The 11,180-nt window shown below is 62.2% G+C and carries 11 protein-coding genes; 3 read left to right on the forward strand and 8 right to left on the reverse strand.

Features of this window, described 5'->3' with window-relative positions:
• The first annotated feature begins 65 nt into the window (after window positions 1-65).
• Window positions 66-1,064 (forward strand): universal stress protein, encoded by a 999-nt coding sequence (locus DDF78_RS07785; protein ID WP_152581411.1) that lies wholly within the window; start codon window positions 66-68, stop codon window positions 1,062-1,064.
• A gap of 59 nt (window positions 1,065-1,123) precedes the next feature.
• Here DDF78_RS07785 and DDF78_RS07790 read toward each other — a convergent pair whose 3' ends face one another.
• The 5 genes from DDF78_RS07790 to DDF78_RS07810 form a co-directional block, all read right to left on the reverse strand.
• The gene (locus DDF78_RS07790) at window positions 1,124-2,410 is read right to left on the reverse strand and encodes a DUF3027 domain-containing protein (RefSeq protein WP_152581410.1); all 1,287 of its coding nucleotides are present in this window, start codon (window positions 2,408-2,410) and stop codon (window positions 1,124-1,126) included.
• A gap of 6 nt (window positions 2,411-2,416) precedes the next feature.
• Window positions 2,417-2,806, reverse strand: a complete 390-nt coding sequence (locus DDF78_RS07795; RefSeq protein ID WP_152581409.1) for a cold-shock protein — start codon at window positions 2,804-2,806, stop codon at window positions 2,417-2,419.
• Window positions 2,807-2,927: 121 nt separating this feature from the next.
• Complete coding sequence (locus tag DDF78_RS07800) at window positions 2,928-4,712, reverse strand: sensor histidine kinase (RefSeq protein ID WP_152581445.1); 1,785 nt, start codon at window positions 4,710-4,712, stop codon at window positions 2,928-2,930.
• 35 nt (window positions 4,713-4,747) lie between these two features.
• Complete coding sequence (locus DDF78_RS07805; RefSeq protein ID WP_152581408.1) at window positions 4,748-5,491, reverse strand: response regulator transcription factor; 744 nt, start codon at window positions 5,489-5,491, stop codon at window positions 4,748-4,750.
• A gap of 93 nt (window positions 5,492-5,584) precedes the next feature.
• The gene (locus DDF78_RS07810; RefSeq protein WP_152581407.1) at window positions 5,585-6,604 is read right to left on the reverse strand and encodes a TPM domain-containing protein; all 1,020 of its coding nucleotides are present in this window, start codon (window positions 6,602-6,604) and stop codon (window positions 5,585-5,587) included.
• 80 nt (window positions 6,605-6,684) lie between these two features.
• On the opposite strand from DDF78_RS07810, the gene DDF78_RS07815 reads away from it, so the two are divergent.
• Entirely contained in the window at window positions 6,685-6,975 is a 291-nt protein-coding gene (locus DDF78_RS07815) for a WXG100 family type VII secretion target (protein ID WP_152581406.1), read from the forward strand.
• Between the two features lie 173 nt (window positions 6,976-7,148).
• Here the strand turns inward: DDF78_RS07815 and groL are convergent, their stop codons facing one another.
• From groL to DDF78_RS07835, 3 genes are all read right to left on the reverse strand, one after another.
• Window positions 7,149-8,774, reverse strand: coding sequence for a chaperonin GroEL (gene groL / locus DDF78_RS07820; protein ID WP_152581405.1), 1,626 nt, complete (start codon window positions 8,772-8,774; stop codon window positions 7,149-7,151).
• Window positions 8,775-9,177: 403 nt separating this feature from the next.
• On the reverse strand, window positions 9,178-9,381 hold the full coding sequence (locus DDF78_RS07830) for a cold-shock protein (RefSeq protein ID WP_024463733.1): 204 nt from the start codon (window positions 9,379-9,381) through the stop codon (window positions 9,178-9,180).
• 174 nt (window positions 9,382-9,555) lie between these two features.
• Complete coding sequence (locus tag DDF78_RS07835) at window positions 9,556-10,191, reverse strand: LytR C-terminal domain-containing protein (RefSeq protein WP_152581403.1); 636 nt, start codon at window positions 10,189-10,191, stop codon at window positions 9,556-9,558.
• Window positions 10,192-10,382: 191 nt separating this feature from the next.
• Between DDF78_RS07835 and DDF78_RS07840 the strand changes: the two genes are divergently transcribed.
• Complete coding sequence (locus DDF78_RS07840; RefSeq protein ID WP_152581402.1) at window positions 10,383-11,105, forward strand: uracil-DNA glycosylase; 723 nt, start codon at window positions 10,383-10,385, stop codon at window positions 11,103-11,105.
• Window positions 11,106-11,180 lie beyond the last annotated feature (75 nt).

Genomic DNA, 11,180 nt, shown 5'->3' on the forward strand with positions numbered 1-11,180 from the left:
AATTGCGCTGAGAACGCAACGGCGCGTTAAGATTGAAGGCATCAACCGGTATCAAGGAGGACACTATGGATGATAGGCAACAATCACAAGTTACAAGCCAAGGCGACATCGCTCTCGGAAACACCGCAGAAACGGATATCGTCGTCGGCGTGGACGGCTCGCCCGAATCATTTGCCGCGCTGCGCTGGGCTCTGCACGAGGCCGAACTCAGCGGACAGCATATCAATGCGGTCTTCGGATGGACGACCTCGTGGGGTATGGGCGGCGAGCCGCAAACCGATGCGGACTGGAACGCCATGCGCGATCGGATTACCGACACGCTGCGCGAATGGGTCGATAAGGCATGCCACGGCATCGATGTCGAACCTAGCGATATCACGCTGACGCCCGTCAGGGCCTCTGGCACGGCGGCACTGCTGCATATCGGCGCCAAGGCGCAGCAGATTGTCGTCGGTCGGCGTTCCCTGGGTCGCGTGATGCGCTGGCTCTCCCCCTCCACGTCCGCGGCTCTAGCTGAGGAATCGCATGCGCCCGTCACCATCGTGCCGAATGTGGACGCTGACGCGGACGATGTGCAGAGCAACATCGCAAGCGCTTTGGGTTCAGCGAAATCGCCTCTTGCGCAGGAGGCGGAGGCATCGGCGGATGGTCCCTTCGTGGTCGCTGTGGATGGCTCCCCCGTCTCCGAGCGGGCATTGCGTTTTGCGGCGCGCACCGCGAAACTGCATCGCGCGCCTTTGCATGCCGTATTCTGCTGGCAGCTCAAGGAGCTGAGTCCAATCCCGGGCTACGAGAACGCAGTCGCGCCAATCTCGGCCGGCCAGGCATATGCCGAAGACCTCATCAGGCGCATGGTCGAAGCGACAAGCGTCCCCGATGCGGTAGAAATCCAGACGCACGCCTTCCATATTCCTGCGGCCAAGGGACTAATCGACATCTCACGCTATGCCGGGCATCTCATCATGGGGTCCAGAGGCCTTAACGGCCTGGATGCGCGCTTCCTCGGGTCGGTGTCCCGTCAGGTCGTGAATCTGGCCCAGTGCCCCGTCACCGTGGTGCACTGAGTCTAGTGCACTGAGTCGGGCACGCTGTGCCGAGCTCGCCGGAGCGAGACTTCGTCTGTTCAGGCCTCTTCGGAGGTCTGGGCAGGCGAAGTCGTTTCTTGGGGTTCAGCGGCCTCAGTAGTAGCCTCAGCAGCGGATTCAGCCGTATCTGCGTTGTCAGACGAGGCTGATTCCGGCTGCGGTTCCTGCTGCGCATCTGCGACATCCGTAACCGCTGTATTCTCTACCGCTGTGTTTTCTACCGCAGTGCCCTCTACCACCGTAGTTTGCGCCGGTTCCTGGGGCTCAACGGCAGACGTTTCCTCGGCTCGCGCATCAGTATCAGCAACAGCTTTATCTGCATTATCCGCAGTCATAGTATCCGCAGCAGCGTGGCTCTCCGTGCCATTCGCTGCACTCTGGACGTCATCCGCCGCAGGCTCTATGTCGTCGGTATCAGCGAGCTGTTCCATCAGCTCGACCTCGCTACGCTCTTCGCGCGGCGCCTGCGCAACCACATCGATATGCAGATCGTCGAACGCCGGTTCGGACTGCACCCACAGGTGAGCGGTCTGCGGCGGCTCGATCTCCGAGTGCTCCCCGCAGCCGTGGTCGATTGAGACGACACGGCCATCGTCAGGACTCCACTTGTTCGCGCACACGCCGAACAGCACGTTGAGATCGCCCTTGAGCGGGATGAAGAAGCCGCAGGTCGAGCAGACCTTGCCATCGGCGGTTTTGGTCGACAGCGACTTCGGGCCACGCGGGCCTTCATACCAGCGCTTCGCGGTCTGCGAACGCCCCAGCAGACTCAGCACATGGCGGCGGGACAGGTCGAATTCCTCGACTATCTCATCCGCATCCGACTGCGCGGTGACCGATTCGCCCGGCTCGTCTGATTTATCCGATTCACCTGATTCGCCAGGTTCACTCGATTCGCCCGCTTCGCTGCCGGAAGCAGTATCCGCATCTGACGCGGTTTCGGAATCTTCGGCAGCCTTGGTCTTGCGGAATCCGTCTTCCAAGCGCTCATCATCCGGATCGGTGCCAATCGAGTCGGTGACCGAAAGATCGGCGGCCGTCAGCCGGTCTTTCCACGGCACCCATGCCGGCGGGCGCAGCGCCGCGTCCGTGGGAATCATCGTGGCCTCGTTGACCGTCCACCGGTCGAGTTCAGCGTCGTGGTAGAGCGCGACCGACCACTGCCATCCCTCGTAGCCGCGGTTGAGCGCCACGAAGCGGAAATCGGTGACGTCGCCATCCACCTCGACGGTCTCGACGAAGTCGCCGACCAACTGCGCGTCCTGGGCGGCGTCAATTGCGGCTTCGCGAGCAATGCTGCGGGGGTCTTGTGTTGTTTCAGTCATGCGTTCTCAGTCCTGCACATCGAAGTCGTCGGCCACAGCGCGCAGCAGCGTAGCCAGTTTCCTGCTATCCGTCGCCGACGGATATCGGTGGCGGCGCAGGCCGTTGCCTGCGGAATCAAGCAGCTTGATCAGGTCCTCGACGATGGCGGCCATATCATCGGCCTTGGGCCGGGTCGCCCTGACCAGTGAAGGCGCCGGCGCGGCAAAGGTGACATTCATGGCTTGCGGCCCCTTGCGCCCATCAGCAACCGAGAATTCGACCTTAGCACCCTTGCGCGGTGCCGCCGCATCGGCAGGCAGCGCCGCTGACGGCAGGAACACGTCCTTGCCGTCGTCACCCGTGATGAACCCGTACCCTTTGTTCGCGTCAAACCAACGCACCCGTCCGCTGGGCATATCAACACCTCACTCGTCTCATCGCTCTTGCGGGATCTTCTGCGCATCCCGCGAATCAACACACCAGTTTAGCGCAACCCCGGCCATGCATCGCGGCTCCTGCGCTGCAGGCGCACTGCCATTACTTGGTGGCTTTCGGCTCCTTGCTTCTTTTTGAGCGTTTCTCCGGCTTCGGCTTTCCCTTTGTCTTGGCCCCTGCGCCTTCCCGTTCAGCCGCCTGCTCAGGGTTGACATGATTGGCGCCAGTGGGGAGCACGACGGTGAGCGTCAGACCGCCGCCTTGAGACGTGGAGGCGCAGATGAAGCCGTGATGCGCTTTGACGACGGACTGGGCAATCGACATGCCCAGCCCTGTGCCTCCCTTCTGGCGGGCACGCGACGGGTCGGCGGTGTAGAAGCGCTCGAAGATCTGGGATTGCGAGGATTCAGGGACGCCCGGCCCGTGATCGATGAAACGCACCACGGCATAATCCATGCCATTGCGCAGCGACTGCCCCACTTCTGCGGCCTCGATGAAGCGTCGCAGGGACGCCGCATCGGAGGCCATGGAGGAGAGTCGGCCAAGCTCGATGGAAGCCGGGAGCACGCCCAAGGCCACTTCGACCGGCGAATCGGCAGGGGTGTAGCGATGAATATTGCCTACGATATTGGTGATCACCTGACGCAGCCGCGAGCCGTCGCCTTTCAGCGTCACCTGCGGCATGTCGCCCTGCTCGAAGCGCAGGTAGGACTCACCCGGCCCGCTGCCCAGCCGCACGACGCCGCGGGTGATGCCGCGATCGGGATCCAGCGCATGCAGGTCGTCAGCCGCGTCGGCCAGCAGAATGGTCAGCTGCACCCGCTGGGTGATGTCGATGCCGCGCCCCTCGTCAAGCCTCGCCAGCGAGAGCAGATCCTCGACGAGCAGAGTCATCCGCGAGCTTGAGGCTTCGATATGGGCTATGGATTCGTCGGCACGCTCCAACGCCCCCGGCGTGTCGCGCTGCATCGCGTACAGCTCGGAGTAGCCGTGTATCGTCGCCAGCGGCGTGCGCAGCTCATGACTGGCATCGGAGACGAAGCGCTTCATCTTCTCCGTGGTCTCCTCCTGCTCACGGAAGCTGCGCTCGATGCGCGCCAGCATGATGTTCAGCGACGCGGCGAGCGAACCGACCTCGGTGTTCTCCGGTGCCGAGGGGACGCGCTGGCTCAAGTCTCCAGCGGCGATTTTCGCGGCGGTCTTCTCGATGCGCTTCAAAGGATTGAGCGTCTGCTGAATCAGCAGGGAGGCAATCACACCGCCAAGCAGCACGATGATGATGCTCACCAGCGTGCAATAGCGCGTCAGTCGGTTGACCGTATCGATCTGATCGCTTAACGACAAGCCGATGTAAACGACGCCGCCCACATTGGTGGTGTTGTCGTCCACTTTTGCGACCCACCGCAGCGCCAGCACGCGCCACGGGGCCTGCGCCGCCACCATGGTGCTGCGCGAGGTCTGCGGACCGCCCATTCTCACCACCGCCGGCGCGGTGAAGGGCTTGTTGAGCTCCACGCTGCCCATCGAGCCGTCAGGCGGCAACGTGGGCACCGAGACGACGCCTTCCTTGAGCGTGGGCACCAGCGCATCGCCGACCACCGCGTTATGGGTGTCGCGTATCTGCAGGAAGTAGTCGGTCGGCCCGGCCGCAACCTGATTCGTGTCCTTGTGGCGCAGCAGATCGACGTTGTTGTAGACCAGCTCGGCCTGCTGGCTCAGCTGCGTGTCGGTTTTGTCCAGCAGGTATTTGCTCACCAGCTGCCGAATCGACAGGGAAATGCCCACTGTGCCGACGAGCAGCAGCACCAGCATGCAGGCCAGCAGCTTAGTGCTCAGCGGCACGGCGTCGAGACGCCGACGAGCCGTCGAACGAAACCAGTCGAACATATGCGAATCGACCGGCGCGCCGCCCTCGGCCGTCATCAGGCGGCCTGACTCGTCTTCGGCTCGCGAATCATGTAGCCGATGCCGCGCTTGGTTTCGATAAGCGGCACCACCTTGTGCTTGCCGCCCTGGCCGTCATCGACCTCGAGCCCGTCGACCTTCTTGCGCAGATAGGAGATGTAGGACTCCACAATGGCCGCGTCGCCGCCCCAGTCGTACTGCCAGACGTGATCGAGGATCTGCGCCTTGGACAGCACACGTCCCTCATTGTCCATGAGATAGCGCAGCAACTTGTATTCGGTCGGGCTCAGGTCGATGCTCTGCCCGGCACGCGACACGTCGTGCGAATCCTCGTTGATCTCGAGATCGGCGACCCGGATGATGGGGTCGTCCTCTATTTCGTCACGGGTGCGGCGCAGTATGGCGCGGATGCGCGCCACGACCTCCTCAAGGCTGAAAGGCTTGGTAACGTAGTCGTCGCCGCCCACTGTCAGCCCCATGACCTTGTCCTGCGTGTCGTCACGGGCCGTGAGGAACAGCACCGGGGCGGTGATGCCCTCCTGCCGGATGCGACGGGTCACGGTAAAGCCGTCGATATCAGGCAGCATGACATCCAGAACGATCAGGTCAGGCATGGTTTTCTCGATGACCTCGATGGCAGCCGAACCGGATGCGGCCGTCTCGACCTCGAAACCCGAGAAATGCAAAGAGGCGACAAGCAGCTCCCTGATGGAGGGCTCATCGTCCACGACAACGATCGATGCTTCTATGGAATTGCTCATACCGTTCAGCTTTGCTCGTAGTGCTGGGGGTTTCCTGAATGCCCGCTGAATTTTGCGGTACAACACCGTTGGGAGATGCTGCGCAGCTAGTCATCACCGCCGATGCCGCCCGCCACGTCGCCTCGGCTCATCCGGTGCCGCAGCAGGCTCCGTAGCGGTGTCCCCTGTATCGCTAAGTATCGCAACGTCAGGCGTGGCCTCATCAGGCACAGCAACGTCAGACGCAGCAGTGTCAGATACGGCGATGTCGGCCACCGCAGTGTCGCCCGCCACATCCGCTGACGCCGATTCGCCGGCCGCCGCAGCACGCCGACGACGCAGCACGATCGCCGCGACGACCACTGCCAGTAGCACTACGGGAATGGCGACCATCAGGCCCACGCCGATGCGGGACGCCCCGCTGGACGTCGAGGTTTTGCTGAGCGTATCGAGCTCGTTCATCATCGCGATGGCAGAGCCGGACCAGTCCGGCGTGTCCTTGGCAGTCAGCGGTTCAAGAGCCGCCTGCGAAAGCGCATCGGCCGTCTTCTTGCTGCTGAGCCATTCGTCGGATTTCGGCGAGACCACGACCACGAGATTGCCGTCTCCCGATGCAACGGCAAGCATAACCGTATTGGGCGCGGGCTTGGTCGATTCCAGTACGTCCGAAGCCCATTTATCCGGCTTCGCATTGTTGCCGAAGGACTCGATGTACAGCAATTTGACAGTGACGCCCGACTCACTCTTCGTCTTGTTGATGGCGTCGGTGACTGCGGCGACATTGTCTCCGAGCAGATTCTGTGTATCGGTGATGTTGTCGGTGGCGGTTATCTGAGGCGGCGTGCCCTGGCCGCTATCGGCGAAGGCAGTTCCGACCGGCATGACGCAGAGCAGCAGCACGGCAATCAGGAGCAGTGCCGCAGCGCTGAATGTGGACGGTTTCTTAAGACGCCCGGTCACCTGCTGCCCAGCAATCCGCAACCCAATGATTCGCAACACAGTGATCCACAATCCAGCGATTCGTTGCCGAACCGCACGGCTTTTGGCGTCGAATGGCCGTGACACGCCGAAGCATGCCAAAATCGGCAAGCGTTCGACCACATCACCCGTTTTTCCGTACCTGTTCTTCGTCATTCGCATAGCTTCTAGAGTAGCGGCCGGGTTCCACCAGCCCGACCGCCAGACAACATATCAACCCAAGCAAAGGAGCCATCATGGCACAGTATCAAGTCGACTCGGAAGAGATCCAATCCTCAAGCGCGGCGGTGTCCGCATCCGTTGCATCGATCAGGGAGGCAGTGGCGGGCATGTATGCCAACCTCGCCGCACTGCAGGGCGTGTGGAAAGGCGCGGCATCAACGCAGTTCTCCGCCGTGGCCGAGCAATGGCGGGCATCCCAGCAGCAGATGGAGGCCTCGCTCGAATCCATCCAGAACGCGCTGACGCAGGCTTCGGGAGTGTACGCGGACGCCGAAGCCCAGGCATCGCATCTGTTCGCCTACTGATGAATATAATCCTGCGCATGTGACCGCGCATAGCAGCATATGACCGCATATGACGAGGTCCCGACCCTTTCGGATCGGGACCTCGCATGCGCCGTTCATCACAACGGCTTGCCATTCATCGACTCAGGCCTATTGGATTGCGCCTGAGTCGGCTCGGCTCGCCTGACTGGGCTTTAGTAGCCCATGTCAGCGCCCGGGGCCGGTGCCGCAGCCGGCGGCTCCGGCTTGTTGGCAACCACGGCTTCAGTCGTCAGGAACAGGCCGGCGATGGACGCCGCGTTCTGCAGCGCGGAGCGAGTCACCTTCACCGGGTCGGCGACACCTGCGGCAAGCAGGTTCTCGTAGTCGTTCGTTGCCGCATTGAAGCCTTCGCCTTCGGGCAGCTCGCGCACCTTGTTGAGCACCACGTCGCCGGAGACGCCGGAGTTCTCGGCGATCTGCTTGATCGGGGCCTCGACGGCGCGGAACACGATGGCAGCGCCTGTGGCCTCTTCATCGGTCAGCGAGGTGATGTCAGCGGATTCCTCAGCCTTCTTGGCAGCCTGAACCAGCGCCACGCCGCCTCCCGGCAGCAGGCCCTCTTCGATGGCGGCCTTGGCGTTGCGCACGGCATCCTCGATGCGGTGCTTGCGCTCCTTGGCCTCGACCTCGGTGGCCGCGCCGACCTTGATGACTGCCACGCCGCCGGCCAGCTTGGCCAGACGCTCCTGCAGTTTCTCACGGTCGTAGTCGGAATCGGTGTTCTCGATCTCGCCGCGAATCTGGGAGACGCGAGCATCGACCTCGTCCTTGGAACCGCCGCCGGAGACGATGGTGGTCTCGTCCTTGGAGACGATGACCTTCTTGGCAGTGCCCAGCACGGAGACGTCGATGGACTCGAGCTTCAAGCCCAGCTCATCGGACACGACCTGCGCGCCGGTCAGGATGGCCATATCCTGCAGCATCGCCTTGCGGCGGTCGCCGAAGCCCGGGGCCTTGACGGCGCAGGAGTTGAAGGTGCCGCGGATCTTGTTGAGAATCAGGGTCGGCAGCGCCTCGCCGTCGACATCCTCGGCGATGATCAGCAGCGGCTTGCCGGTCTTCATGACCAGCTCGGCGATGTGCACGACATCCTGCTGGCTCGAAAGCTTGCCGGAGGTGAGCAGAATGTAAGGCTCCTCAAGCACGGCGGTCTGCTCGTCGGCGTTCGTGACGAAGTAGGGGGCAATATAGCCCTTGTCGAAACGCATGCCCTCGGTGAACTCGAGGTCCAGGCCGAAGCGGTTGTTGTCTTCGACGGTGACCACGCCATCCTCGCCGACCTTGTCGAGTGCTTCGGCGATCTGCTCGCCGACTTCCGGATCAGAGGCGGAGATCGTTGCGGTGGCGGCGATCTGCTCCTTGGTCTCGACTTCCTTAGCGGAAGCGATCAGCTCCTTGACGATGGTGTCGGACGCCTTTTCGATGCCCCGGCGCAGTGCGATCGGGTTCGAGCCGGCAACCACGTTCTTCAGGCCCTCATGCACGAGAGACTGCGCGAGCACGGTTGCGGTCGTGGTGCCGTCGCCAGCCACGTCGTCGGTCTTCTTGGCGACTTCCTTGACCAGTTCGGCGCCGATGCGCTCGTACGGATCCTCAAGCTCGATCTCCTTGGCGATCGACACGCCATCATTCGTGATGGTCGGCGCGCCGTAGCTCTTATCGAGCACCACATTGCGGCCCTTAGGTCCAAGAGTCACCTTGACGGTATCGGCGAGCTTATCGAGGCCCGCGAGCATACCCTGACGAGCTTCCTCGTCATATGCAATAATTTTTGCCATTGTTCCTCCACATATGGCTACATGGGACATTTCCACACCGAACCCAGAAGCAATGACCAGCCGTCAGCTGCCGATTATCACTCTCAGGCTCCAAGTGCTAATTGGGAGATTAGCACTCAGCCCCGTCGAGTGCCAACACGAGTCTGCCGATTGCGCTGTTGGCAAGAAAATCGCACGCTTCCCGTGCACGGCACCGCCCGGGCATCAGTGCACTGCTGCACGATAACCCAGCTCAAAAGCTCCTATAACCCTCATAGCCCCATAACCCCCACAGCCCGCAGCACAACGCAAAGGACCCCGACCACATCGGTCGGGGTCCTCACAGATATTTGGTATCGATTCCGTTACACCTCAGCGCTACTGAACGACAGTATTGCCAGACGGCACAGACGCAATCGTCAAATCAGAGCTTCACCACGCTCGTGGCCTGCAGACCCTTGGGGCCCTGCTCGGATTCGAATTCAACCTTGTCTCCGTCATCGAGCTTCTTGAAGCCGTTGCTCTGGATAGCGGAATAGTGCACGAACACGTCCTCGCTACCATCGTCAGGGCTGATGAAGCCATATCCCTTGCCTGCATTGAAGAACTTAACAGTGCCTTGTGCCATAATTATCATCTCTCGTTCGAGTAGCCGCGAATACATACAGAAAACCCGATTGATTCCGGACTTTCCACCTCGCCGCTGAAAGACATTGTAACGGTAGGCCCCGAGAGAAACGCCGAACGGCTCGCCGAGGGACTGACGGCGGCTCCCCTCGACGCCGCGCGGCCCTGCGCCTGCCTAGCTCATCAGCACGACGACAACCGGCGTGCCGATCTGCGCGGACTGCTCGACGTTGGCGATGCCCAGCGTGCTGGCCACGTCCTGCGCGGTGGCCTTATCGGTTTCGTTCTGATACCACACCACCGAGGCGGCAGGAGGCTGCCCCATGGAGTACGTGCTGGCGGTCACGCTGGCGTAGCCGCTCTGCCTGAGCGTGGCGGCCTGCCGCCCGGCATAGCCCGTGACGCCGGTGCCATTAAGCACCTGTACGGCAGCGGACTTGTTAACAGTTTGCTGCGGAGCCGGCTGCGAGGTCTGCGCTGGCTGCGAAGGCGAGGCGCTGGGACTCTGCGATGCCGTGGCCGGCGCGGACGTGGATGGGGCCGCCGATGACGACGACTTGGCCGGCGCACTTGCCGACTGCGACGACGTGGCCGAAGGCTGCCAAGGCATATGAATCTTGGCGATCTCGCCGGAGTAGATTCCCCACACGAGCAGCCCGGCCAGCGCGGCCAGAATAACGACTGCGACGAATGGCATCGCCCTGCGCGAGAACGACCGCTTGCCGCGATGCACGCCGACTGGACCGGCCGGAGGCGTGTCGAACGCATCCTTCTCGTAGGAGTCCACTGCATTCTCTTTCCTGCGCGCCATGCCACGTCCCTTTCCTAAGCCATTACTTCCTGAACCACTGCGCCGGCCATGCACTATGCCGGGCCTGCTAGTACTCACCGAGTGTAACGCGACCCGAAGGCCGAATAAACCCGGCGCAACCCGCCAAGGCGACTCGCGAGTACCGTGGTGCCAGGCATGCAGCTCGGTAGGCAGCTACTACAGTGGTGGTTATGACCCATACGAATGTCAAGCCGCTGTCCGCGCTCATCGACTCAGGATGGGCGACGGCTCTTGCCGACGTCGAGCCCGAAGTCCACCGCATGGGGGATTTTCTGCGCGGCGAACTAGCCCAGGGACGGCACTACCTCCCGGCGAGCAAAAACATCCTGCGCGCCTTCACCATCCCATTCGACAGCATCAAAGTGCTGATCGTGGGGCAGGATCCCTACCCCACCCCCGGAAATCCGGTAGGCCTGAGCTTTAGCGTGGCACCGGACGTGCGGCCGCTGCCCAAGAGCCTTATCAATATATACAAGGAGCTTGGCGACGATCTGGGCCTGCCGATGCCCGATAATGGGGATTTGACGCCGTGGACCCACCAGGGGGTGATGCTGCTCAACCGATGCCTGACCGTGCAGGCGGGACGCCCCAACAGCCATCAGGGCAAAGGCTGGGAGAGCGTCACCGATCAGGCCATCCGGGCGCTGAACGCCAGAACGGACGATCAGGGACGTCCGCAGCCGCTTGTGGCGATTCTGTGGGGACGCAATGCGCAAAGTTTGGAACCGCTGCTCACCAACGCAGTCGTCATCAAATCTCCACATCCCAGCCCGCTGTCCGCCTCGCGCGGATTCTTCGGCTCGCGTCCCTTCTCCAAGGCCAATCAGGCGTTGGTCTCGATGGGAGCCACGGCCGTCGACTGGGCGCTGCCTTCGGCTCCCTCTCGCCCGTAGCCGCTACAATGCGTGGAATGCCGTACTGCGAGAAACCGTACCCATGAGGACTGCCATGCCTGCACACTGCATTTC

The organism is Bifidobacterium tibiigranuli (assembly GCF_009371885.1).
In the GTDB taxonomy this organism is placed as follows: domain Bacteria; phylum Actinomycetota; class Actinomycetes; order Actinomycetales; family Bifidobacteriaceae; genus Bifidobacterium; species Bifidobacterium tibiigranuli.

Excerpts from the sequence above, each read along its gene's own strand:
- DDF78_RS07785 (WP_152581411.1), top strand. The coding sequence starts at position 66 with ATGGATGATAGGCAACAATCACAAGTTACAAGCCAAGGCGACATCGCT.
- DDF78_RS07790 (WP_152581410.1), bottom strand. The coding sequence starts at position 2,410 with ATGACTGAAACAACACAAGACCCCCGCAGCATTGCTCGCGAAGCCGCA.
- DDF78_RS07795 (WP_152581409.1), bottom strand. The coding sequence starts at position 2,806 with ATGCCCAGCGGACGGGTGCGTTGGTTTGACGCGAACAAAGGGTACGGG.
- DDF78_RS07800 (WP_152581445.1), bottom strand. The coding sequence starts at position 4,712 with ATGTTCGACTGGTTTCGTTCGACGGCTCGTCGGCGTCTCGACGCCGTG.
- DDF78_RS07805 (WP_152581408.1), bottom strand. The coding sequence starts at position 5,491 with ATGAGCAATTCCATAGAAGCATCGATCGTTGTCGTGGACGATGAGCCC.
- DDF78_RS07810 (WP_152581407.1), bottom strand. The coding sequence starts at position 6,604 with ATGACGAAGAACAGGTACGGAAAAACGGGTGATGTGGTCGAACGCTTG.
- DDF78_RS07815 (WP_152581406.1), top strand. The coding sequence starts at position 6,685 with ATGGCACAGTATCAAGTCGACTCGGAAGAGATCCAATCCTCAAGCGCG.
- groL (WP_152581405.1), bottom strand. The coding sequence starts at position 8,774 with ATGGCAAAAATTATTGCATATGACGAGGAAGCTCGTCAGGGTATGCTC.
- DDF78_RS07830 (WP_024463733.1), bottom strand. The coding sequence starts at position 9,381 with ATGGCACAAGGCACTGTTAAGTTCTTCAATGCAGGCAAGGGATATGGC.
- DDF78_RS07835 (WP_152581403.1), bottom strand. The coding sequence starts at position 10,191 with ATGGCGCGCAGGAAAGAGAATGCAGTGGACTCCTACGAGAAGGATGCG.
- DDF78_RS07840 (WP_152581402.1), top strand. The coding sequence starts at position 10,383 with ATGACCCATACGAATGTCAAGCCGCTGTCCGCGCTCATCGACTCAGGA.